The sequence below is a fragment of the Paenibacillus hunanensis genome (assembly GCF_034055775.1).
Lineage (GTDB): Bacteria > Bacillota > Bacilli > Paenibacillales > Paenibacillaceae > Saccharibacillus > Saccharibacillus hunanensis.
This window is the reverse complement of the sequence record NZ_CP139194.1, coordinates 3034588-3060344: the sequence shown is the minus strand read 5'-3', so window position 1 is coordinate 3060344 and position 25757 is coordinate 3034588. Positions and strand designations below refer to the sequence as shown.

The 25757-nt window shown below is 46.0% G+C and carries 19 protein-coding genes; 15 read left to right on the top strand and 4 right to left on the bottom strand.

Going from position 1 to position 25757, the window contains the following annotated elements; all coding sequences use genetic code 11:
- Positions 1-202: 202 nt before the first annotated feature.
- From SK066_RS12375 to SK066_RS12320, 12 genes are all read left to right on the top strand, one after another.
- The gene (locus SK066_RS12375; RefSeq protein ID WP_320541723.1) at positions 203-697 is read left to right on the top strand and encodes a hypothetical protein; all 495 of its coding nucleotides are present in this window, start codon (positions 203-205) and stop codon (positions 695-697) included.
- A 147-nt stretch (positions 698-844) separates the two neighbouring features.
- Positions 845-1828: an FAD:protein FMN transferase gene (locus tag SK066_RS12370; protein ID WP_320541722.1), complete on the top strand. Its 984-nt coding sequence runs from the start codon at positions 845-847 to the stop codon at positions 1826-1828.
- The gene (locus SK066_RS12365; protein WP_320541721.1) at positions 1809-2402 is read left to right on the top strand and encodes a ferric reductase-like transmembrane domain-containing protein; all 594 of its coding nucleotides are present in this window, start codon (positions 1809-1811) and stop codon (positions 2400-2402) included. The genes SK066_RS12370 and SK066_RS12365 overlap by 20 nt, the downstream gene beginning before the upstream one ends.
- Positions 2403-2819: 417 nt before the next feature.
- Complete coding sequence (locus SK066_RS12360; RefSeq protein WP_320544870.1) at positions 2820-4376, top strand: acetate--CoA ligase; 1557 nt, start codon at positions 2820-2822, stop codon at positions 4374-4376.
- Between the two features lie 509 nt (positions 4377-4885).
- Complete coding sequence (locus SK066_RS12355) at positions 4886-7282, top strand: putative bifunctional diguanylate cyclase/phosphodiesterase (protein WP_320541720.1); 2397 nt, start codon at positions 4886-4888, stop codon at positions 7280-7282.
- Between the two features lie 427 nt (positions 7283-7709).
- Positions 7710-8642: a LysR family transcriptional regulator gene (locus SK066_RS12350; protein WP_188774777.1), complete on the top strand. Its 933-nt coding sequence runs from the start codon at positions 7710-7712 to the stop codon at positions 8640-8642.
- Positions 8643-8651: 9 nt separating this feature from the next.
- Positions 8652-9773 carry a 5-methyltetrahydropteroyltriglutamate--homocysteine S-methyltransferase gene (locus SK066_RS12345; protein ID WP_250343130.1) on the top strand — a complete coding sequence of 374 codons (1122 nt, stop codon included), beginning with the start codon at positions 8652-8654 and terminating at the stop codon, positions 9771-9773.
- Between the two features lie 357 nt (positions 9774-10130).
- The gene (locus tag SK066_RS12340; protein ID WP_320541719.1) at positions 10131-11078 is read left to right on the top strand and encodes an alpha/beta hydrolase; all 948 of its coding nucleotides are present in this window, start codon (positions 10131-10133) and stop codon (positions 11076-11078) included.
- Positions 11079-13314: 2236 nt separating this feature from the next.
- Positions 13315-14037 (top strand): GNAT family N-acetyltransferase, encoded by a 723-nt coding sequence (locus SK066_RS12335; protein WP_320541718.1) that lies wholly within the window; start codon positions 13315-13317, stop codon positions 14035-14037.
- A gap of 115 nt (positions 14038-14152) precedes the next feature.
- Entirely contained in the window at positions 14153-15883 is a 1731-nt protein-coding gene (gene poxB / locus SK066_RS12330; RefSeq protein ID WP_320541717.1) for a ubiquinone-dependent pyruvate dehydrogenase, read from the top strand.
- A 304-nt stretch (positions 15884-16187) separates the two neighbouring features.
- Positions 16188-16364 (top strand): hypothetical protein, encoded by a 177-nt coding sequence (locus SK066_RS12325; RefSeq protein ID WP_188774772.1) that lies wholly within the window; start codon positions 16188-16190, stop codon positions 16362-16364.
- 481 nt (positions 16365-16845) lie between these two features.
- The gene (locus SK066_RS12320) at positions 16846-17592 is read left to right on the top strand and encodes an SDR family NAD(P)-dependent oxidoreductase (RefSeq protein ID WP_320541716.1); all 747 of its coding nucleotides are present in this window, start codon (positions 16846-16848) and stop codon (positions 17590-17592) included.
- Positions 17593-17880: 288 nt separating this feature from the next.
- Here SK066_RS12320 and SK066_RS12315 read toward each other — a convergent pair whose 3' ends face one another.
- Complete coding sequence (locus SK066_RS12315; protein WP_320541715.1) at positions 17881-19092, bottom strand: LLM class flavin-dependent oxidoreductase; 1212 nt, start codon at positions 19090-19092, stop codon at positions 17881-17883.
- A gap of 539 nt (positions 19093-19631) precedes the next feature.
- Here SK066_RS12315 and SK066_RS12310 point away from each other — a divergent pair.
- The 3 genes from SK066_RS12310 to SK066_RS12300 all read left to right on the top strand — a co-directional run bounded on the left by SK066_RS12310 (position 19632) and on the right by SK066_RS12300 (position 21907).
- On the top strand, positions 19632-20168 hold the full coding sequence (locus SK066_RS12310) for a MerR family transcriptional regulator (protein ID WP_320541714.1): 537 nt from the start codon (positions 19632-19634) through the stop codon (positions 20166-20168).
- Positions 20169-20293: 125 nt separating this feature from the next.
- Positions 20294-21271, top strand: coding sequence for an SDR family NAD(P)-dependent oxidoreductase (locus SK066_RS12305; RefSeq protein WP_320541713.1), 978 nt, complete (start codon positions 20294-20296; stop codon positions 21269-21271).
- A gap of 216 nt (positions 21272-21487) precedes the next feature.
- Positions 21488-21907, top strand: coding sequence for a spore coat protein GerQ (locus tag SK066_RS12300; RefSeq protein WP_188774768.1), 420 nt, complete (start codon positions 21488-21490; stop codon positions 21905-21907).
- Between the two features lie 186 nt (positions 21908-22093).
- Here the strand turns inward: SK066_RS12300 and SK066_RS12295 are convergent, their stop codons facing one another.
- The 3 genes from SK066_RS12295 to SK066_RS12285 form a co-directional block, all read right to left on the bottom strand.
- Positions 22094-23482 carry an ABC transporter substrate-binding protein gene (locus SK066_RS12295; protein WP_320541712.1) on the bottom strand — a complete coding sequence of 463 codons (1389 nt, stop codon included), beginning with the start codon at positions 23480-23482 and terminating at the stop codon, positions 22094-22096.
- 156 nt (positions 23483-23638) lie between these two features.
- Positions 23639-24463, bottom strand: coding sequence for a carbohydrate ABC transporter permease (locus tag SK066_RS12290; protein ID WP_188774766.1), 825 nt, complete (start codon positions 24461-24463; stop codon positions 23639-23641).
- A complete protein-coding gene (locus SK066_RS12285) occupies positions 24460-25431 on the bottom strand; it encodes a carbohydrate ABC transporter permease (RefSeq protein WP_407673822.1) in 972 nt (323 codons plus the stop codon). The genes SK066_RS12290 and SK066_RS12285 overlap by 4 nt, the downstream gene beginning before the upstream one ends.
- Positions 25432-25757 lie beyond the last annotated feature (326 nt).

Sequence of the window (25757 nt, the reverse complement as noted above, 5' to 3'; positions counted from 1 at the left end):
AGTGAAAATTGAATGAAATTCATCTGCATGATCGGCGCAATCGGCGTCATGATCACGTTTTTATCATAGCAGCTAAAAAAAAGATATAAACCGTCACATTTTCACCATAATTTCACCATTGCCCATTACACTCAGTACCATCAAGCAGCGACAACCTTCGTACAGTCCGCTTTCCATCCTATAATAAAGGAATGTGATCCTTATGAAAAATCAAACATTAATCAAATGGGCGACTGGCGTCTCCAGCGCACTCGTATTTACAGGCTTTGTCGGTTTTATCGGATATACAGGTAAGGCTACAACTTCCGCCTCGGCAGCTACGGATACAACAGGCACCAATACGGCTGCCGCAGCAGCGACGGATAATGATCAGCAGGTGGCCGCTTCATTAAAGGATCAGTGGCAAAAAGAAATCGATCAAACGAATCAGCAAGATGGCAGCTATGTAGAAGCAACGGCAACGGCTCCAACCTTCACGGCCGCGAAGCATCGTGATCATATTGCCCATAGCACTACTCATACCGATCCAACAACGAAAAAGTCGACCACGAGCAAGCACAGCTCGGCAGGCGCATCCTCATCTGCCTCGAGCAGCTCTTCAAGTTCTACGACTAAAAAACAGAAAACCGTTGCACCCGAAGCATCAACCTCCACTTCGACAGAGACAACCGTTCGTCCACGTACACATGCGTCCTAATAGACACTACGGCGCTGACGAGCAATGCAAGTAAAAGTATAAGCATTCGCCTATGACATGGAATAGGAATCAAATCACGATATATATCTAATCGAAGCAAGTAAGGATGCTCCTTATACATCATTGGTTAAGGCAGGAGGGAACGGTATGCATCATTTTCAAGCAATGAATTCGATCTTTCATACCGCAGGCTTATCGACAGCACATGAGCTACAGGCGGAATCATGGTTTGCGTTTGTGGAGCGACATTTAAGTCGTTTTCAATCGGATAGCGAGCTGTCTCAGCTTAATGCACAGGTAGGATATCCCTTCTATGCTTCCGCGCTTCTATACCAGTCTGTACGAGAAGCACTGCATTTTTACGAGGCAACAGACGGTATTTTCAATCCGTTTATGGGACAGCTCTTATGTCAGCTTGGGTATGATCAGACGCTGGATTGGGATACTGCTGGGACGCGAACTCTAGCGGATAAGCAACAGCGCGGGAATAGAGCAGGTATGGATTATACAGCTCATAGAGCTACCAGACCCCAAAGATATACCCTTGATCCGTTCCTGAAAACGATCCATCTGCATACAGACGTGCAGCTTGATCTGGGCGGCATTGCCAAGGGCTGGAGTGCAGCACAGCTGGCGAATATGCTACAGGAGCAGGGAGAAAAGAGCGGTATGATCGATGCAGGTGGCGATCTGGTTGTGTGGGGCAGTCATCAGCGAGACTACCATGTAGAGATTGCTGATCCATGGCAGGATAGCGGGACAGCAGCGACGATCGAGCTAACTGCGGATGTCGGTATCGCCACCAGCAGCGTACTGCGCCGAAGCTGGCAGGGAAGCGACCAGCGGCATTATCATCATTTAATCGATCCACGCAGCGGAACGTCCGCACAATCGGAATGGGTGCAAATGACCGTGCTCAGTCCATCGCTAACCTGCTCTGAGGTGTACGCGAAGTGTGTACTCATTCTCGGAGTTGAAGAAGGGGCGGGCTGGCTACGGCGACAATGTAGTGATGCAGCGATGATCGGAATACGTAAGGATGGCATGTGTGTAATTGACGGCCCATTGCAGCAATATGGACAATGGAAGAGACAGGGAGAGTGGATTGCTTATGAGCAGCTTATGGCATGAGATCGGACAATATTTAAGTGTATGGTATACATCGCGCGCAGCAGGCTTAACTGCGTATCTACTATTATTCGTAGCCGTCAGCGCAGGTTTGCTGCAAGGTAGTAGCTTTGCCAAAGGAAAACGGAAAGCCGTCGTCAGCTTAATTCACCAATGGTGCGGCTGGTTCGGGCTATTATTTGGGATGGTGCATGGACTGGTGCTTATGTTTGATGATTATATTCATTATTCGATCTGGAATATACTCATCCCCTTCACAGCTCCATATAAGCCTGTATTGACCGGGCTAGGAACGATTACACTGTATCTGTTCCTGATCATTATGCTCAGCTCCGATATGATGAAAAAGGTAGGTAAAAAGGTCTGGCGTGCGATTCATTTTCTAGCTTTACCTACGTATGGTATGGCACTGATGCACGGTATGCTGCTCGGTACCGATGTGAAGTCCACACCGATTTTCTGGATGTATATCGTTACCGCTACAATCACTTTTGTACTGCTATTCGCACGTATCTTTTTGTTCAAAAAGCCAGCCGCACGTAAGCCTGCCACCTCTAAACCAACCGCTACAGCGTAATCGGTATCGATAGCGATGAGCGAGCATAGATGGATTCGATGGGACAGATGCGACTCCTATCATTACACACGAGGCACGATGTCGGTATCGACTATAGATAAACTGTACGGGCTCAAGGTAACAAATCAACGGCATGGATTCAACGTATTCTCATTATTTATTCACGTTATAACGTCGATATGAGCGCATAGATGCATGGAAGCTGCATGAGCAGCCCACTTTGCCATCTATGCGTTTTTGCGTCCAGGTATGGTATAATGCTACCAATGTTAAATTAGTATTAGAACCTGGTCTTAAGACGTGCTATACTATATGAAATACTTTTGGCTATCCATATACTTGGCCCATACAAAGGAGTAATGAAATTTGAATTATCAAGATTGGATCGCACCTGAACGTTATAACATCACCTCTGAAATGGAAAAACATCCAGCTGAGCGCCTTGCCCTGAAATGGCTTGATGAAGCAGGCAATCATGAGGATATCACATATGGCGCCTTATTGGAGCAGGCGAATCAGCTTGCTAATGGCTTGAAGCAGCTCGGCTTGAAGCAGGGAGATAAGGTACTGGTCATGGTACCAAGACAGATTATTGCATATGTTATTTATCTTGCTTGCCTGAAAAGCGGCATTATTATCATTCCGTCCTCGGAAATGCTACGTGCTAAGGATCTGGCATATCGTCTGCGTAATTCGAGCGCACGAGCGGTCATTGCATGGTCGAGTGTCACCTCGGAAGTAGACAGCATCGACGAAGAACTGCCCGATTGGGCATGGAAAATCAGTGTATTTGCTGATCAGACCGCAGCACCAGCAGAAGGCTGGCATGCACTGCATCAACTGATGGAACAGCAGCCTGGTAGCTTTACCGCTGCCGATACGCATCGTGATGATATGGCGATTCTGGCGTACACGTCAGGCACAACAGGTAATCCTAAGGGCGTAGTGCACAGTCATGGCTGGGGCTACGCGCATCTGCGTATTACTCGTCCGTGGCTGGATATTCGTGAGGGTGATATCGTGTGGGCTACCGCTGCACCAGGCTGGCAAAAATGGATCTGGAGTCCATTCCTATCTGTACTGGGCTGGGGCGTAACCGGACTGGCTTATAACGGTAGCTTCAAGCCGCATCGTTATCTGGAGCTGCTACAGGAGCATCGCATTAATGTGCTCTGCTGCACACCAACTGAATATCGCTTGATGGCAAAAACCGAAGGTCTGGAGCAATATGATCTGTCTCAGCTTCGTAGCGCGGTATCCGCAGGCGAGCCGCTGAATCAGGAAGTGATTCATACATTTGAGCGTCATTTTAATATTACGATTCGCGATGGCTACGGACAGACGGAAAGTACACTCATTATCGGTAACCTGAAGGATGCACCGATTCGTCTGGGAGCGATGGGACAATCGATCTCACCTGGACTGGTAGAGGTAATTGATGAGGATGGGAAACCACTTCCAGCTGGCGAAGTAGGCGATATCGCAGTACGTACAGATATGCCTGCCCTATTCCATGGGTATTATCTTAACCCGGAGCGTAAGCAAGCAAGCGTTCGTGGTGATTATTTTGTCACAGGTGATCGTGCAAGTCGGGATGAGGAAGGCTACTTCTGGTTTGAAGGGCGTGGCGATGATATTATCATTAGCTCGGGCTACACGATTGGACCATTCGAAGTAGAGGAAGCGCTGATGAAGCATGCTTCTGTCAAAGAATGTGCCGCTGTAGCAAGCCCGGACGAGATTCGCGGCAATGTAGTCAAAGCATTCATCGTACTGCGTGACGGCGTAAAAGGCAGTCCAGAGCTGGTCAAAGAGCTACAAAATCACGTAAAAAACTGGACAGCTCCATACAAATATCCACGAAAAATCGAATTTGTTACCGATCTTCCTAAAACAAGCTCCGGTAAAATTCGCCGAATTGAGCTGCGCGATGCTGAAAAGCGTGCCTTTCGTGCTCAACACGGACAGGACTAATTCATCACAATCGAACTCATTCTGAAATGAAGTTGAGATCGATAGACGATGAACTAGATATATCGATATACCATGAACTAGATATATCGATATACCATGAACTAGATACCATGTATGATCCTTTTCAATATACTGGGATACTGCTCCAATATTGATGAGGATGATGAAATAGAATCAGCAATATAAGGAATAGCCCTCTGGGTAGCGATAATTACAATAGCTACCTGGAGGGCTATTTATGATGTAACTTGTAAACGGTAGAAGTTGGTCTAGTTTAATATGAACACAAAAATACATGTAGTGAAAAATTCATAACAGTTAAATATACAGCATTATCCTACATCATCCATATTCATCCATATTTGTTCTCGCCAAACAAGCCTGTCACAAACAATATATCCTTCATTAAAAAAGAATTCATATAAGTAAGCATATTAGATATACATTTTAATACGATTTTGTTCGATAACTATCTTAGGTTGTGTATGTTGTTGTTGGAGGACGAGCTTATGTATGTGTTTTTTAGTACGTTATTATTGTCTTTTGTTCCTTTTGTTTTGCTTGGTTTTCTGGCTGTGGAAATATTGCTGCGGCATCCAGATAACCCATTACATCAATTGACTATGATGCTGATTAGCAGTTTATCACTTATATTTTTTCTCGATTTTTTAACTCAAGTATTGGACTATGACATTATTCGTGTGTTCAATCCGCAGGCTACGTATGTATTTAGTTTTATTGCAATGAGCTTGCTAATTTACTTTTTCACCGTACTTAGTCGGATTCGCTTTCCACGTATGCTATTGCATACCGCCGCGGCACCGCCATTAATTGCTATTTTATTGATGCTGTTAAGCCCGAATATGTTTTATCTGGGAATTAGACAGGGAGAGCACTGGAGAGTAGAGGTTCATAATGTAGGATTTGACGCGCTATTTCTATTGATCTCGTGTTATTCACTGAGCTATTTGCTGTTAATTATGATCATTGGTTACAGCAAGCTGAAACGGCAGCATATTTATAAGCGTGAGCAACGAATGATGCTAACGATTATGCGTGGGAGTAGTCTGGCTGCGGCCTGGCTTGTATTTGCCTTTATCGTAAGTGGGCTGGCGGGTGAGAGCTCGATTGTACCCCTGGATAGTCTGCCTACGTACGCTGGACTGATACTGGCATGTACGTTACGTGTAGCGATGAGTAAGCACCAGTTTCTTGCGGTTGCTGAACAGCGCTATAAGCTCCTATTCACCTTGTCACGTAGTGGTATTGCATTGATCAATTCGCTAGGGAATACGATTGAGAAGAATCCAGCATTTAATCAGCTTGTCGGGATATCCGATCGGGAAGAGATTAATCTGCTGGAGATCATTCCTCCTCAGGATCATGAGCACTACAGAAATATTTTACGTCAGGCATTCTTAAATGGGATGATGCCACAGGATTTGCAAGTTCCTATTGTGAATCGTCAGGGTGTATCGTATATGGTTGAGGTGGATAGTGACTTTCTGGAGATTGAAGGAGTGATGTATTGCTATCTTCTCGTCAGAGATATTACGCTACAGCAGCAAAATGAGACCCGATTGCTCGAACTAGCCTACACCGACTCCCTGACAGGTCTCGCTAATCGTTATCAATTCAATCTGCGCTTGCAGGAAGCACTGGAACGTTCTCGTACGTATTGTACACGCGTAGTAGTGATGCAGATGGATCTGGATCATTTTAAATGGATTAATGATACGATGGGGCATTCTGCTGGTGATCTATTACTAATCGATGTGGCACGATTGATTCGACTACAATCGCCACGGAACAGTGTAGTGGCACGTATGGGTGGGGATGAATTTGCTTTGCTTGTGGAGCTGGGACCGGGTCAGGGAGATGCAGTAGCTGCTGATATCGCGAACCGAATTTTGCATGGCTTTGAGCGGCAAATTGTACTAAAGGACAAGCATTACCATGTCTCCTGTAGTATCGGGATGTGTATAGCGCCAGAGGATGGTCAGGATACAGAGACGCTGCTTCGCAATGCAGATACCGCGATGTATGCTGCCAAGCGCATGGGACGCAATCAATATCAGATGTTCAATGAAACATTAAAAAGTGCAGCAGAGCAGTATCTGCTCATGCAACAGGGGCTAGAAACAGCGATGATGCGCGATGAATTTTCGCTTGTATACCAGCCGCAGGTTGATAGCCGTAGCGGTGCAGTGATTGGGGCGGAAGCGTTACTTCGCTGGAATTCGGCAGAGCTGGGCTTTGTTTCTCCACAGGATTTTATTCCGATCGCTGAACAGAGTGGAATGATTCGTCAGATTGGCGAATGGGTGATGATGGAGGCAGCAAGACAGGGAGCCGCTTGGCTACAGAGCGGTAGCTGTGACAAAATGCAGATTTCTGTGAATGTGTCTGCAAGTCAGCTAAGTGACCCGGCGTTCTCGCGTAAGGTCGCTGCCGTGCTTCAGCATACTGGATTACCGCCAAGACTGCTCTGTTTAGAGTTTACTGAAAGTGCAGCGATTCGTGAAGAAGAGCATGTGATGGCGATGTGTGATGAGCTAGTCAGCATGGGCGTAACACTCGCCGTGGATGATTTTGGAACAGGCTATTCCTCCATGCGTACTGTAACCGCATTTCCATTTCAGTTTATCAAAATTGATCGCTCGCTTATTTTTGATATTGACCGCAATCCGCGAAATGAAGCGGTGGTGCGTTCGGTATTGGAGCTTGCCGACCGACTTGATATGAACGTTCTTGCCGAGGGCGTCGAAACGCTGGAGCATGTGAATCTATTACAGCAGCTTGGTTGTTATTATATTCAAGGATATTATTATGGACGTCCAATGACAGTAGAAGCTTTTGAGCAGTGGATGCTTAACCGTGAAACGAGCATCAAGCGCCCTTCCTAAAGCAATGATAGTCGTAAGCAGAATATCATCCCTTTAGGAAGGGAATGGCAACGATCATAAGTTCACCTGCGCCGAATTAGCTGGGAAGGACAAGCTGTAACACAGCGCGCTAGCGGCTGTGATGCACGTTGTATTGCTTTATACTAAACGGATAACGTACACCTCAAAAAGGAACCGGTTTGCATCATGCAGAGCGGTTTTTTTTACGTCATAAAAGGCTAGTTTATCGATGGAGTCAGGATTGAATCAAGACGAAAGGGTTTGTACAGTATCTGGAGTCGTTTGACATCGCCAGGAAGGTATAATCTTTTCTGCGCAGGGGCTTGGATTGTATAGTGCATCTATGCTACGATAACTCCGTGTTACGATAGAATGGGTCTGCTCTGGACGCCAACGGGCAGACTGCCAAGTCAAAGGGGGAACGGCATTGACACTCCAGCAGCTCCGCTATGCGATCGAAATCGCAAATTGCGGCTCGATGAACGAGGCCGCCAAGCGGCTCTTTATTTCCCAGCCGAGCCTGTCCAATGCAATCAAGGAATTGGAAAATGAATTGGGAATCTCCATCTTCGACCGAACGAATCGGGGAATCAGCATTTCGGTGGAAGGGATGGAATTTCTCGGCTATGCGCGCCAGATTATCGAACAGGCTGAGCTGATCGAGAATCGCTATCATGGTAGCAAGCGTAACCTGATTCATTTTTCTGTATCCACACAGCATTATGCATTCGTAGTCGATGCGTTTGTGAAGCTAATGGAACAGAGTGATATTAACGAGTACAATCTGCATGTGCGTGAGACGCAGACGTACAATATTATCGAAGATGTGAAAACATTGCGCAGTGATATCGGCATTTTGTACATTAATGAGCGTAACTTCAAGGTGATGAACAAGCTGTTTAGCGATGGGAATCTGATGTTTACGCCACTATTTAACACCAGCCCGCATATTTTCGTGCGTTCCGGTCATCCGCTGGCGCAGAAGGAATATGTGACAACTCAGGATGTGAGCGCGTATCCGTACATTACCTTTGATCAGGGTGCGAATAACTCGCTCCATTTTTCCGAGGAAATGGTTAGTTTCTCTAATGTGGTGAAGAGTATTAAGGTGAACGATCGTGCCTCACTGGCGAATCTGTTAGCGGGTACTAATGGCTACACGATTGGTACGGGAATTCTCGTATCCCAGTTTAACTATGAGCAACTAATCTCGGTACCTTTACAGACGACAGAAGACTTTACAGTGGGCTGGATCGCACATAAGGATCGCAAGCCAAGCGATATCGCTTCAAAATATATCGATATCCTGAATGATCTCGTATCCAATAGCTATCTGAATATGAATCAATTCTTATTATAGGAGGAGCATATGTCCATTCCAATGACAGGCACACGCAGAATTCATCCTCCATTTCGCTGTGATATCGTAGGTAGTTACCTGCGTCCGGAGACACTGCGGGAGGCAAGATTTCAATTTGAAAGTGGCGAGATCAGCGCGGAAGAACTGAAAGTGATCGAGGACGAGGAGATCACCCTGCTCGTGAATAAGCAGAAGGAAATGGGACTGCAAACGGTGACCGATGGCGAATTCCGTCGCGGCTGGTGGCATCTGGATTTCTTCTTTGGTGTACAGGGCACTGAGAAGATTGGCTTGCCAACAGCAGGGATCGATAACCGCAACCGTGCTGAAAGCTTCCGAGTCGTGGATAAAATCTCCTTCGGCGATCATCCGATGCTGGAGCATTTTCGCTTTTTGAAAACGCTGGCAGGCGACCGCGTAGCCAAAATGACGATCCCATCACCAGCACTCTTTCATTTTGTACAAAGCTATAACGGAAATGATGTGTATGATGATACCGAGGAGCTGTATCGAGATATTATCGCAGTGTATCGTGATGCGATTCAAGCCTTTTACGATGCGGGTTGCCGCTATCTACAGCTGGATGATACGACGTGGGGGACACTGTGTAGCAGCCGTCACCGCATGCTCATCCGCAATCGCGGACAGGACCCGGATCAGCTTGCACGCGATTATGTCCGTCTGATCAATGAAAGTATTGCCGAGCGTCCAGACGATATGGTGATCGCCCTCCATGTCTGCCGCGGCAATTTCCGTTCGACCTGGTTCGCGGCTGGAGGCTATGAGCCAGTAGCGGAAGAGCTATTCAGCCATACGAAGGTCGATGCGTTCTTCCTTGAATATGATAATGAACGCTCCGGCGATTTCCATCCGCTACGTTATATTGAGGATCAGTTTGTCGTGCTGGGATTAGTAACGACCAAGCACGGAGGGCTGGAGAGCAAGGATATGCTCAAGGAACGCATCGCTGAGGCAGCAGGCTTTGTTGAGCTGGATAAGCTCTGTCTGAGTACACAATGCGGATTTGCTTCGACGGAGGAAGGCAATATGCTGACCGAGGAGGAGCAGTGGAATAAGATTCGCCTTGTCCGTGAAACGGCGAATGAGGTGTGGAATAGCAGTTCGGTATAATTTTAAATAGACGCAGGTATATAAACGCAGATAGGCTACGATAGAGTGCTGTAGCTAATATGTGAAATGTAGAGAATACTCTAAGCATCAACAGTGCTTTTAATCAACATTAATTTAATGGTATGAATCTCTATGAAATAAACTCCCTAATCATCCTGTACGCCCATAAAGACGCTTCTAGAATTTAGAAGCGTCTTTTGTTTTGCATTATAATTGCATATATAAACTACCGCAGCTTATATGCAATTGTCATTTATGCGAATGTATAAGCGTGCATATCGTACGATACAAGTTTATAAAATAACATACGAAAATACTGGGTAATACAATATATACAATGAATGGAGTGTGAACATCATGGCACTGGACCCAGAAGTACAAGAGATGGTAGATAATTTTAATCGTTTACAGATTCCTCCGATTCACAAAATACATCCCAAAATGATTCGGATCATCGAAGCAAGAATGGCACGCAAGCAGGTCACCCAACCGACACCGCTCTACGAGGTGAAAAAGGAAAAAATCAAGCTACCACATCGCAAAATTAAGCTGCGCATCTATAAACCTGTGGCAAACGAAGCAGGTACACCACAACCTGCCATTGTATTTTATCATGGTGGCGGCTGGGTTATCGGTAGCCTGGATTCGCATGATGAACTATGCCGTCGTATTGCTGTAGGATCGGGTTGCTGTGTGATTGCTGTTGATTATCGCTTGGCGCCTGAGCATCCATTCCCAGCAGCGATGCAGGATGCGTATGATGCATTCCATTACATTACCGAGCATGCCGAGCAATGGGAATTAGACGCTTCACGTATCGCCGTAGCTGGGGATAGCGCAGGTGGCAATCTAGCAACCGTCGTCTGTATCGCCGCCAAAGATCACGGCACAACGATGCCAGCCGCGCAGCTACTCTTTTATCCATCCACTGGCAAAGGAGAAGGCACCCTATCCTATGAGGAAAATGGTCAGGGCTATATCCTAACCGCCGAGATCATGAGCTGGTTCGAAAAAAGTTATTTCAAAGGGGAAGAAAATGCCACAGAACCTTATGCTTCACCCTTACTCGCTACCGATCTGACCGGCATGCCATCAGCGCTTATCATCACTGCACAGTATGATCCATTACGCGATCAGGGGGCTCAATATGCAGAACGCCTAAAAGAAAGTGGCAATGAAGTCCATTACGAATGTTACGATGGCATGATCCATGGTTTTGTCTCTCAGCTCCAGTTGCCTCGCTCTGCGGAAGCTGTCCGCAAAGCGAGCGAACAAATCGGAGACTGGTTAAAGGGTGGGGAGTAAGAAGATTTTAATGTGAGGTCAGCTGCAAATTGAACATAGATAGATATAAAAGACTATCACTTGATCTTGATGTGATAGTCTTTTTAGTAATTATGCTAATATGAAATATACTTTTTTCGCTTTCGATGATTATTATTGGGATTCCCCTGCATCTATAAACTAAATGTGACAACACGCTCAATCCGCACAAATTTAAATCCCCCGTATACTTGAATTAACAAGGCTACGGGGGTTTAATCATTAACAGCAATATTCAATTGTAAACGATCCTCCTATTGAACAATCCACATGCCTGACATGGTTACTTTCGCCGTCCATGCTGCCGATTGTCGTTGCTCTGCAGACGCAGACAACCGTTTAGCGATTGTTTTCATTGTGTCATAGCGTGATTTCGTATGCCGTTGCATCACGAATGCTATGCTTGCTTCACAGCCATTTTCTACAGGCGTGTGAGCGATCTATGCTATTCAATCCACCTGGATTGAATCATATGCCGTCCGTACATTTCTCATTACCTCATCCATGTCCTTGCATATGGGATGATGTCCAGCATACCACGTCTTCACGAAAAACGTTTTCACTGACGCTTTTCTAGCGTGAATTACGCTCTAGTATGCCTCGCTAACCTGCTTCATTGGAATCCTGCTCCCTTCCTAACAAGTAACTACAAGCTTGCTCGAAAATAGCATTTTCCTCTGTTCACAGCCTTTCTTCATAATGGGAAACATTGTATTCATCATTTCATACTTACTCATACTGCATAATTACGATACAACCATTGTACATATACATTTTACTTCCGAATTCATAAATCATCATTCATTATTCGTAAACTATATTCATCGTTCATGACATTTCAATTTACCGAGTTACTGGTTTCGCATCAGATGAGTTTCCCACACACCCACGAACTACGAAGAATGTTTTCACGGACATCCCTCTGTGTGTAGCCGATTATAGTATGCTTCGCTTTCGCTATTGCAATGGAATCCTGCTCCCTTCTTAGCAACTAATTAAGTTTGCTTGAAAACAGTTCATTCCTTACCTACTTTCCCTTTCGTCAATTTTCAGCAGTGCAATTACATCATCCTATGCGTTCCCGCATACTCCCATTTCACGAAAAACGCTGTCACTACGCTTTTCTTACGTGAAATCGTGCCGGTATGCTTCGCTAACCTGTTTCAACGGAATCCTTCCCCTTTCGTGCAAGTGGTTTCGGCTTGCTTGAAAAAGTTTGTCCCTTTGTCTCGTCCAATGGTCTAAGCTGTGCAGTGCTTATTCATCAATCTGCGCATCGTGCGTTTTCACGGACGCCAATTTGTTCTGCAGTTGAGTGAATAAGGGGCAATAACTTACGCCACTAGACGAATCTCTCCTTTCCTAATGGTAGGAATTGATGGAGTGAATCACCTCAACAATGCTTGGTGTCTTGCGTTAAAGCGTTGCTGTTTGGTGATGACTACATCATATACTGTGTCAACAGAAAATGAAAGCGATGTAAAAACCGTTAAACGAGTGTAAAATCCGATTTATGTAAAATAAATCCCTCGCACGTTAAAATCCATCTTTTTCCTTTTGTTTATGAGTATTTACGCTATTATTGCTCAGTAATTAGCTTAAGAATTAGCTGCTGAGAAATTAAGAAGGGAGAGGTTAAACCGTTGATACATAAGGGTTTGTAAGCTTTTTTATCTGTTAAAATGTAGACTGTCCAGACGATCCTGTTGTTAAAAATAAATTAAAGACTGCTCGAAAAAAGCACGATTGTAACGCAATTGTAAGTTGAAATGAGCAAATAGATAAAATAGTTATGTTAACATCGATCCATCCTGCTTATACTGCTGAATATGGCTAGAGCAGGCTACAAAACAAGTACGAATTATAGTCGGTTTAGGATCACGATATATTGCATTGATGCTTTAAAAAGAGAATTGGATCATTACACAACTTACAACACAATGCTTGCAAGGCTAGATCATATACGAATTATACGAGTACGAATATACGAGCCTGCCCATACATACAAATTGCTGCTTATATTAGCATCATTGCAAGGCTGAATATGCCGTTAAAAACAGACTGAAGCATCTGCGTCATACCCCGGTGATAATTGGGTAATACATCATGTACAGCCACGCAATGACGTGAACCGTTACGACAACATAGAAGGTAGCGCATATAGCAGTATCAAAAATTATAGTAAGAGAAGCCTATTTGTACGAATGGAGGAGAGCCTGTGAGAAACCCGATCAAAGAGCTAATGGGCATTAAGGACAGCATCAATGGTGTCAAAAATACGATGGATGAGATCAAAACGATGCTGGACGATGTAAAAGGTGACGTAGACGACGTTCAGCAGAAGCTGCAAGGAACGATGGAGCATGCGAAGTCTACATCGGAAAAGGCCAAGCTATCTGCGGATCAGCTAAAACAGGCACTGGGCGAGGCGAGTACGGGCCTGAACGCATCCAAGCAGCATATCGAATTAACGAAAAAGGATATCCAGCAGACCACTAAGGTCATCAAGGGCTTATTCGGCAAAGTATCCAACAATGGACATGCTTCCATTTCTGATACCGCTAATAACGGTCAAACTCAGGCTATTCCTGCACAGGTAACGTCTTCATCCGGTGTACTGGCAGATTCCCATACTAGCAGCTGGCTACAGGATATAGAAGGTGCGCAGCTAATCAAGGAAGGCCCAGCTTATTTTGTAAAGCTTGGGGAACGGGTAATTGGCGAGATTACGTATATCCCGGGTCCAGAAAATGATACCTGGACGCTCAATCATACGTATGTGGATCCACAATTCCGTGGCGGTCGCATCGCCAAAGGCTTACTGGATGAGGTCGTACATGCCGCGCGAGTGGAAGGCAAGAAGATTTTCCCGACCTGCTCCTATGCACTCGTGCAGTTCAAGCGCGATCGCAGCTATGAGGATGTATGGCTACGCGCATAATACTTAATGCAAGCACAGATAGGAGTTAAATTCACGAGTTAAATTACGATTCAACGGTTAAAAGTACGATCTAAAAGCAATGAAGATACTATTCACATATGGAAGGTGAGCATGAATGAAAAAGACAATCGCAGATGCAGTAGTAGAGACACTCGTAAACGCTGGTGTAAAACGCATATTCGGTATTACCGGAGATTCGCTCAACGCAGTCATTGACGCTGTGCGTCGCTCCGGTAAGATCGAGTGGATTCATGTCCGTCATGAGGAGGTTGCTGCATTTGCCGCTGGAGCGGAAGCGGAGCTGAACGGTACGATTGCTGTATGCGCAGGTAGTAGCGGCCCGGGTAACCTGCATTTGATCAATGGCTTGTACGATTGCTATCGTAATCGCGTGCCCGTGCTGGCTATTGCGGCTCATATTCCAAGTGATGAGATTGGAAGCGGGTATTTTCAAGCGACACATCCAGAGCAGATTTTTCAGGAGTGCAGTGACTTCTGCGAAGTGATTACGACAGAAAAACAAATGCCACGTACGTTAACGATGGCGATTCAAACTGCGATTGGCAAATCTACGGTATCGGTTGTTGTGCTGCCTGGCGATATTGCAAGTCTGGAGGAATCCAGTCATCCAGTGCCAGAGCGTGTCGCCTATCCAGCCAAGCCGGTTGTGCATCCATCTGCTGACGATTTGCAATTGCTTGCAAACTATCTGAATGAAGGCAAGAAGATTACTCTACTGTGTGGTGCCGGCTGTAAGGGCGCGCATGCTGAGGTGATGGCGCTATGTGCGAGATTGCAGTCACCGATGGTGGTCGCTCTACGTGGTAAAGAGCATTTAGAATATGATAATCCGTATTTTGTCGGACTGACAGGTCTGATCGGCTATGCCTCAGGTTATCGGGCGACGATGGATTGCGATGTGCTGCTCATGCTGGGCACAGACTTCCCGTATCGTCAGTTCTATCCGGAAAAGGCGGCGATTTTGCAGGTCGATATTAATGCTGCTAATCTGGGTCGCCGTACTCCACTAGCGCATGGCGTGTGTGGAGATGTGAAGGATACGGTTCGTCAGCTGCTGCCACTGTTGGAAGGCGATCGTAGTAGTGATCATCTGCAAAAGTCTGTTGAGCGTTATAACAAGGTACGCGAGGAACTGGATGAGATGGCGGTCAAAGGCAATAGTGTGAAGCATGGCATGCATCCGCAATATTTGACGAAGGTCGTTAGTGATGCAGCTGCCTCCAATGCGGTCTTTACGGCAGATGTCGGAACGCCAACGGTTTGGGCCGCTCGTTATCTGGAAATAAACGAGCAGCGTCGCTTGATCGGCTCCTTCAACCACGGTACGATGGCGAATGCGCTGCCGCAAGCGATCGGTGTGCAGGCAGCAGAGCGTGACCGTCAGGTGATTTCCTTTTCCGGTGATGGGGGCTTGAGTATGCTAATGGGTGATCTAATCACACTGAAGCAGCACAATCTACCTGTTAAGGTTGTTGTTTTTAATAATAGTGCATTGAGCTTTGTAGAGCTGGAAATGAAAGCAGGCGGCTATCTGGAATCCGGTACCGATCTGCATGCGACTGATTTTGCAGCGGTGGCGAATGCGCTCGGTATTCAAGGGATTCGAGTAGAAGACCCGGAAGAGCTAGAGGATGCTGTAGCACGAGCGATGTCCCATGATGGCCCGGTATTGCTCGATGTACTGGTTAACCGTCAGGAGCTGTCGATGCCACCGACAATTACGATGCAGCAGGCTAAAGGCTTCTCGCTCTGGATGGCAAAAGCAATTATGAATGGACGCGGAGATGAGCTGATCGATCTGGCGAAAAGTAATTTGTTCCGCTGATCGATGGGGAGTTAGCTACGATCCGTTGAATACAGCATCATAAACGAGCAGTATATAGATTCACTCTTCCAGCCTGTATTAGGGTGAGAGGCTCTATGCAGGAGCAAGAGTGAGTCTGTAACTGCTTGATTTCTAAAAGGTAATTCGTAATACATATTTATTGGTTTATAGTACATATTTTAAAGGTTAACTCATATACATAAAAAATAATTTAAAATTTCATCTCTATTGTGAAAAAAATCACATTATAATTTCCATGTATCGTTTATGATGAAGGTGTAGAAAATACAAGGAGATGATTAAGATGAGAACCAACGTCAACGAGAACTTTACCAAGTATTACATGGATCTGTGCTACAACTGTCAGGAAGCAGAGAAATGTCAGGATGAAGAAACATGTCTCGCATGCTGGGCAGATCAAGGGCTATTCGATGGTGAGAAGGATGATACACAGCAATTGCTTAACGCCTACTATGCGTAAGCTTCATACGCCGAGCGCCAGCGTAAATGGCGGTTATATAGGACAACAGCAGTCTGACACATGGCTAATTATGGTTACTGTCTCATGTTCAGATAGGAAAGAAGTAATCCCTGGCAGTTCATAAACCGCTACACTTCATTAGATCGAGAAGTGTAGCGGTTTTTTGCTGTTTATAGCTACAGCAAACGATCAACAATAATAAATGATCCGCCAGCAATTAACAACAAGCGATTACGATGGAGTCATTACGAGTCGTTCAAGAAAAGCTAAACAAGCTTAGCCCAAAGCGAGCGATACATACAGGAACGTTTCGCATGTCTAAAAGACGTTGAATAATGCTTATATGGCAAGCTATATTCATTGGTAAGATAGCAATATCCAGCTATCTAAAGGTGAATGGAGCCAAAGCTAAGACTAGAGTGTTAACAATTATGTATACAATAAGTCTCCGACAAGCATCGGAGGATGGAGGGAATAATATATGGACTACACATCTAACACAGTTATCGTTACCGGAGCTGCAAAGGGAATTGGACGAGCAGTCGCAGAAGCTTACGCCACAGCTGGTGCTACGGTGTTTCTTAGCGATGTCGCCGAATCGGAGGGAGCAGCGGTAGCCGCAGCGATCAGAGAACAGGGAGGACAAGCTCACTTTTTGCCATGCGATGTGCAAAATGAAGAGCAGATTAAGCATCTCGTTCAGGAAGCGGTGCAGACAACCGGGCAGATCGATGTAGTGATTAATAATGCAGGTATCGGACACTGGGTATCGCCGTACGAGTTGACAGTAGAGGATTGGGATCGTGTGTTAAATACGAATGTACGTGGTTGCTTTCTCTTATCGCGTGAAGCAGGTAAAGTGATGCGTGATGGTCATGGGGGCAGTATTGTGAATATATCCTCCACACGTGCGCATATGTCGGAGCCTAATTCCGAAGCCTATGCAGCATCCAAAGGCGGGATTACCGCATTGACCCATGCTCTAGCTATATCCATGGGGCCGGACGATATTCGAGTGAACTGTATCAGTCCCGGCTGGATCGAAAATGGCGACTATGAAGCATTAAAGCCAGAGGATCATAAGCAGCATCCAGCCGGTCGTGTTGGTAAACCAGACGATATTGCGCGTGCCTGTATGTTCCTTACGTCTAAGGACAATTCATTTATTACAGGAGCAGAGCTTGTTATCGATGGTGGGATGACTCGTAAGATGATCTATATCGAGTAGGATGCAGCCCAGCACGGAGCGGCTTGTAATCTGAATCAATGCAAGCAGCTTCTTGCTAGAGTAATCTATAGCTAGCAAAAGTTAAGCCGTGACAAAGCTGAAGCTCGACCGCAGGCAACTACACAGAACAGTCATAAACAGCTAATCGCACACGAACAATCTAGTGTAGTTATTGCAAGCAAACAATAGCAGAAGCAGATAGAATAATAGTTACGAACAGCAAACAGCCAACCCGACGAGGTTCGTCAGGTTGGCTGTTATTTGTTATGACCATTGATTGGTAATTGATTAGGATTGTGCGGTTGCCGTTTGTTCTTGCTGAACCGCGCGGCGACTCCATTTTTCTTTAAACAGAGGCAAGGTACTTTCACCGAAAATAGCGGCTTCCTCCAGATGTGGATAGCTCGACAGGATAAATGAAGTGACACCAGCCTCCGCATATTCTAGCAGACGATCCGATACTTGATCCGGTGTACCGACAAACATCAGTGCTCCACCTGAGCGCACATTGGACAGACCTGCCCACAGATTCGGCCCAACGATAAAGTCATTGGCTGCGGCTGCATCGCGAATCTGATTCTGACGATTTTGTCCGGTGGCGCCTGTCTTGCTAAAGGCAGCCTTGGCACGCTCAATCGTTGCAGGATCGATATCCTTGATCAGATTGCGAGCAGCTTCCCATGCTTCTTCTTCCGTATCACGTACTAGCACCTGAGCACGCATCCCTACACGAAGTGGACGTAATGTTCCTGTACGCTCGGCATGCTGGCGCTGTGATTCCTTCAATTCCTCGATCTGCTGCTTGATCATGTCCAGCGGCTCCGACCACATGAGGAATACGTCGGAATATTCAGCACCGACACTTTTGGCCATAGGCGAGCTACCGCCGAAGTAGATTGGCAGGCCTGGCTCCTGCACTGTAGACGGGCGACTTTTTCCGCCGTTAATTTCGTAATATTCCCCTTTATAATGGAGCTTATCATCGGTAATAGACGCATCTACACTCGCACCGAATTCGGTCGAAGCGAGTCCAGAAGCCTGTGCCCATACCCCTTTGATGATATCCAGATATTCACGTGTACGCGCATATTTCTCATCATGTGCTCGGGCAAGTGGATCACCAAGCTCTTCCAGATCATCCGGCGAGCTACCTGTCACAATATTAATGCGAGCGCGTCCACCGGATAACTGATCAAGTGCCGCTGCCATACGTGCAGTCAGGACAGGAGCGATTAGACCCGGACGTACTGCTACCAGTGGCTTGAGAGTCGTAGTTGCACCAATAATCGCAGAACCAACAACCCATGAATCAATACATGCGCCGCCCGTTGGAATCAGCACAAATTCAAAGCCCGACTTCTCGGCTGTCTGAGCAACATGGGTCAAATATTCAAGGGTTGGCTTACGCTCGGAATCGCGTCCAAGACTTGTGCCGTCACCCATCGTAGGCATAAACCAGCCAAATTCAACTTGATCACGGTAAATGGAATCAGAAGACATAATGATAGCTCCTTTATATAGAGAGAAGTAATAGTGCATAATTCACGGTCAGACCTCATTCGTTAGCTGCATCAATACGATAGAACATCACATAAAATAACATGATGAATGAGTTACAAACTAATCCGACAAACATACTTGGTATAAAAATACTAGCATGTTCCTTCTAGTGTGTCAACGATCTAAACCGAGCCGATTCATGACCAATATCAACGAGTGAAGTGGCAGGTATCCGTATTTGGCTCCATCTTGTTTCTATTGTAAACTGGTACATGAACTCAGCTTCCGATAAGATAAAGCTGACCTCATATGAATACACTGACCGTATGCGAAAGGCATATAAAAAGTATAGAGAAGGGTTCCAAAATTCGAATACATCATACCAGACCAGCTCCGCCTGAACAGCAATAGCTTAATCTGCATGGCGACAAGAGGAAGTCGTATTTCAACCTATTACTCTGTTCGTGCGATTTAACTCGTATCCCGATTTTATTATTGTACGATCCAATTTGAAGTTCCATTTAAAGGAGAATCAACCGATGAACAATTCAGCTTCTACTGCTTCGCAGAACGAGACAGCATCGTCAACCTCAATCCACGAGACAAGCGATACGATAAACGATAAAGCAATAAGCGATGAAACCCAGCCACAATCGGCCATGACCAAGCTACCGCAAGCTTCGGCGCAGCTATCGATCGGAGAAGTGGCAGAGCGACTTGGACTGAGCGTGCATTCACTGCGTTTTTATGAGCGTGAAGGGCTGATGCTTACACTCAAAGTATCTCGAGATGGAGGCGGTAGACGCCGCTATAGTGAGGTCGATGTGGAATGGCTGCGCATTTGTATTTGCCTGCGTGCTTCGGGTATGCCGATAGCTCAGATTCGACGCTTTGCTGATCTGGTTCGATTGGGACCGGGCAATGAGCATGAACGCCTGGCAATTTTAAAAGAGCATCAGCAGCGTGTAGTCGATCAGATGCAGCATCTAAATGAATGTCTGGATGTGATCACCAATAAAGCCAATGTATATGAAAATTATATTTCAAGCACGATTTCAAGCTCTACTTCAAACTAACAATGTCATATATAACGAGATCGTGTATCCATCGAAAAGAGGGCTTGACCTAGAGTTCACTCTAGGTTGTAAAGTAGACCTATGATTGATTTCAAATACGAACTGATGAGAGGGGAATACCCATTATGACACAGGCCTACCAACAAACACCGCAAGGAAAGATCGACTCTGGATTTGGTTATCGCAGCACAGCAGATGAGGTGCTGGCAGGTATTGATCTGTCTGGTAAGCTCGCACTCGTTACAGGTGGCTATTCTGGTCTTGGACTGGAAACGACACGCGCTCTGGTGAAGGCAGGCGCACATGTAGTAGTACCTGCTCGTCGTCCTGATACGGCGCGTGAAGCACTGGCTAGTATCGAAAACGTAGAGGTAGATGAGCTGGATCTATCCGATCTGGATAGCGTACGTGCATTTGCACAGCGTTTTCTGGACAGTGGACGTAGTATTGATCTCGCGATTCTGAACGCAGGTATTATGGCTTGTCCGGAAACACGCGTCGGCCCAGGTTGGGAACTGCAATTCGCGACGAATCACCTGGGACATTATACGCTGATCAATCTGCTCTGGCCTGCACTGAAAGCCAACGGTGGAGCACGTGTCGTAGCGACTTCCTCCACAGGTCACCATTTCTCTCCTATTCGTTGGGATAACCTTAATTTTGAAGGGAACTACCACAAGTTCGAAGCCTATGGCCAATCGAAAACAGCCAATTCGCTATTTGCAGTAGAGCTTGATCGACTGGGTGCGGAGCATGGTGTACGTGCATTTGCAGTTCACCCGGGCGGTATCATGACTCCGCTTCAACGTCATATGCCAAAAGAAGAGATGATCGCCCTCAAATGGATCGGTGAAGACGGTGAAACGGTGAATGAAGCATTCAAAACACCAGAACAGGGAGCGGCAACACAGGTATGGGCAGCAACATCACCACAGCTGGAGGGCAAAGGCGGCGTTTATTGCGAAGATTGCAATATTGCAGAGCCATTCCATCCGGACAAACGTGCTGTAGGTGTTAAAGATTATGCGATTGATCCTGAGCAAGCAGAGCGTCTGTGGAAGCTGTCTGCTGAGCTGACAGGTGCAGATCTGTCCAAGTCTTAATCAATCGATTAAAAAGTAGGGAAAATCATCCATTAGGAACATGCCGAGAAAGGATTGCTCTGATATAATAAGCTCACGCACGTCAGATGCAGCAGAGAATAAGATAGAGATGGGATGGTTTATTTTCTAAATAATGGAAAATAATCGATTCAATCCGAAGGCGGAAGGGTACATTACAGGATGTGATACACTTTCATTTACGGGAGGAATGCAATCATGTTAACCCACCCCTATCGTCCAGTTGCTTATCGAAATGAGCACGGGCATGCTCGTACGGATCAGACGCTGACTGAGCCACGTTCGGGTCAGATGATGACCTCGTCCGTAAAAGATTCAGTCATTCACTCCGGCGGAAGTCAGGATCACCTTACTACACGAGAAAAGCTACAGGAGAAGATGGGCCTTGATGGATTCTTTCATATGATTCCAGGGCGCGAATCGAAAAATAGTGTATATCGTGGCAGACTGGAAGCGACCGGCGAGGATCATTTTGTAATTCGTCATACGCATAATGGTCAGCGCGAGGTGCTGTCTCTGTCAGAGCTGGATCACGCTGTATTTTCAGAATCGACCTCGGCGTATACGAATATTTCAGGACAGGCTGCACCAGCGCGACAATCATCCCCTTCGCAGTGATCTCGCAGGGTATGATTTCGTTTTAATGCATACTAGCAGTCAATTATATATACAATTCGCAAATGAATCCTATACAATCTTTGCATCAATAAAACGCCGATCTGCGGAATTTATCCGTGTGATCGGCGTTTTTCTTGAGCCAGTGAGGTTTAGAACGTCATTATAGGGCTTGTGCTAAACGATCTGTTACTGTGTAACGGAATCGTTATAGTCCTGTAGCTTTTGTGTGATTTGGGTAGCCGCATCATCCAGTGCTTGCTGAGGTGTCTTTTTGCCAGTCAATGCTTCTTCAATCGCTGTCTCTGTCAGCTGACGAGCTTCTGGAAAGATCCCCATTACAGCGCCCTGTGTAGCTGGATCGATCTTTGTATTGTGCAATTGATCGACAGCTGTTTGGAATTGCGGATGCTCTTTCAGGTTTTGCTTCATGATATCGACATCGTAAGCTTTTTTCGTAATTGGGAAATATCCACTGTGTACAGACCAGTAAGCCTGATTATCCGGTTCAGCCAGGAATTTGATGAATTTCCATGCTGCTTGTTGCTCTGCTGCGGGCTTGTTATTCGTAATCCACAGACTTGCACCGCCGACAACAACGCCACCTTTATTTTTGTAATCTGCGGATGGCTTGGTGAGTGGAGCTGTACCCAGCTCGAATTTACCTTTAGAGCCTTCCAGCAGCTTCGTCAGTGCGCCTGTGCTGTTCATTGTGATTGCGGTTTGACCAGCTAAGAATGCTTTATCGGTATCATCTGTTTTGCGACCGAGATTCATCATTGCTTTTTCATCGACCATCTTTTTCCACCATGTCAGTGTATCCACTGCGGCTTTGGAATTGATGGTTGATTCTGTTGCTGGAGCGCTACGACCATTATCATTATTCAAAATCTGTACATCCTGGTTCGCCATCAATTGCTCCATCAGCCAGCCATAGATCGGGAAGGAGGCTGGTGTACCTTTAGCCGCAAGCTTTTTAGCCGCTTCTTCAAATTCTGCGAAGGTCGTTGGTGGATGTTCAGGATCCAGACCAGCAGCTTTGAACAGATCTTTATTGTAATAGATCAATGGGTTGGATGTGTTAAACGGCATCGAATATTGCTCGCCATTGAAAGTGTAGTAGCTCAGGATATTTTGCTCGAAGCTAGACAGATCGAATTTGTCTGCGTCAATAAATTGCTGCATCGGAGTGATCGCTTTCGAGTCGATCATATAACGACTACCTACATCATAGACCTGCATCATCGTAGGAGCATCATTCGTGCCGACTACCGTTTTGAACTTGCTCAGCGCTGTATCGTAGTCACCCTGGAATACCGCTTCTACCTGCACATCTTTCTGAGAATCGTTAAATTTTTTCACCAGCTCGTTTACGACATTTTCCAGATTACCGCTCATGGAATGCCAGAATACAACCTTCACCGGACCCGAGCTAGTCGTCGTTGTTGCTTCACTATCCGCAGCGGCTGCTGGCTGGGAGCCTTGCGAAGCTCCGCCACCGCTACATGCTGCTAGAAACAGAAACAGACTTAATGCAAGCAGACTCCATTGACGCGTGAAAAACGATTTGAATGTCATGAGTGAATTTGCCCCTTTAACATAAGTTGGTAGTTGTTCGTACACAGTCATGCAGGATGAGACATCATGTGGAACGAGTATAGGTTGTCTCAGCAATACTTTTCATGTTTGCTACTGGATGTCCACACTTGTGAAGTGAAAGAGATGAGCCAATCATTAACCTTTCAGTGATCCAGCAGTCAGACCACCTACGAGTCTGCCCAGTCCAACAGCAAGCAGAATTAGGGAAGGCAGCAGTACGAGCACGATACCTGCCATAACGACATTCCATGCAGTCACCTCAGCAAATTGCAGCATACTGATACCGATCTGCACGGTTCTCATACTCTCGGAGTTCGTAATGAGCAATGGCCACAAATACATATTCCAATGGTTTAAAAAGGAATACACACCGAGCGTAGCAAGCCCTGGCATCGAGAGCGGAATGACAAGTGAAGCGAAGATGCGTAGATGACCGCATCCATCGATACGTGCCGCTTCCATCAGTTCCTTTGGAAGCTGCATAAAAAATTGACGCATCAAAAAGGTTCCGAACGCAGTAGCAAGGAACGGTACGGTCAATCCAGCATACGAATCGAGCCAGTTCCAGCTACGAACCGTCAGATAATTCGGAATAATGGTCACTTCCCACGGGATCATCATGGTCGCCAGAAACAGTGAGAACAGCAGCTTGCGTCCCGGGAAGCGAAGAAAGGCAAAAGCATAAGCTGCCATACAGGAGGTCAGTAGCTGACCAAGTGTAATAATCGTGCTCGTGACCAGACTGTTCAGCATAAAGCGTATGATCGGAATCGTGTTCAATACATTCAGAAAGTTTTGCACGTCCCAGTGAGACGGAATAAGCTTCGGCGGATATGTAGCCGAATCAGCCTCGGTCATGAACGAATTAGATAACGCCGTCCAGAACGGAAACAGAATCAGAATCGAGGCAAGAATAAGTACCGTGTAAGCCGAGCCAAGTCGAAGCACGTTAGGTTTCACTGGTAATGCACCTTCTTTTCGCCGAATTTGAACTGGATCATCGTCAGGATCAAGATCAGAACAAACAATACAAGTGCCTGAGCGCTACCTGAGCCAAAACGGAAGTTCACAAAAGCATCCTGATACAGATTAAAGACAAGCACATTGGTGCTGTTTACCGGCCCCCCTTTAGTTAGTATGTTAATTTGACCAAACGACTGAAATGCACTAATAATCGACGTCACACTGGCAAAGAACAGTGTTGGCGAGATCAGCGGCAGGGTTAAACGGAAAAAGGTACGAATCGGCCCAGCGCCATCCATCCGTGCGCTCTCATAAATTTCCTCGGATACGCCTTCCATACCCCCGAGCAGCAAAATGAATAAAAAGCCTACATTCATCCATACCGTCATGATCGAAATGGAGATCAGTGCCCAATCTGGACTCGTTAGCCATTGAATGCCAGGCAGCCCAATCAGCTGTAGCAGATAGTTTGGCATACCAAGTGTCGGATGAAATAGCATCATCCAGATGACCGAGCCTGTACCGACAGAAATAGCGATCGGTAGTGAGAAAATAAAACGGAACACTTTGCTACCACGCAGATGGGTACGACAGATAGCAGCAAGAATAAGTGCAAGCAGGATGGAGGTAGGCACCGTGAACAGCATAAATTCGACGGTTACCCATAAACTGTTCAAAAAGCCGCTTGCTTCAAACAGGCGCTCAAAGTTACGTAGTCCAATATACTTGGCAACATCACCACGAGGTGTAGTGGAATGAAGGCTCAGGTAGATCGATTGCACCAGTGGATAAAATAGAAAAATACCAAACAGGGCAACCGATGGTGCTAGAAACAATGCAGCCAGCGAATATTCCTGTAACCAGCCTGCACGACGAGGAATACGCGTACGGGATCGTTCGCGATCAGTAGCTTGCTTGAGTGCGCGCCGTGACGGCACGACCGACGATTTGTCCAAAACAATCAACCTCACTTTTGTATAGTTTCAATGCCCTTCGCATCCATCAGCACCATCCTGTTCACCTGCTAAAGTATAAAGAGAACATGTTAAGAGAACTGTATAGAATTGTAAAAGTTATGTTGTCTAGACGACTTGCCAGGAGGTCCTGCCGATTTGACTGTTTTCGTTTTCGCGCTATAATATAATCAGGCAACGTCTATACTTACATATGAAAAGAGGTGAAACCATTGGGAAATTGACAGTACACGTAAAATGGCGGAAAATTCAAAAATCTACAATTCGAAGGAGGTGAACCCGACGCTGTAGCTTATCCAACGGTTGGATAGACAGCG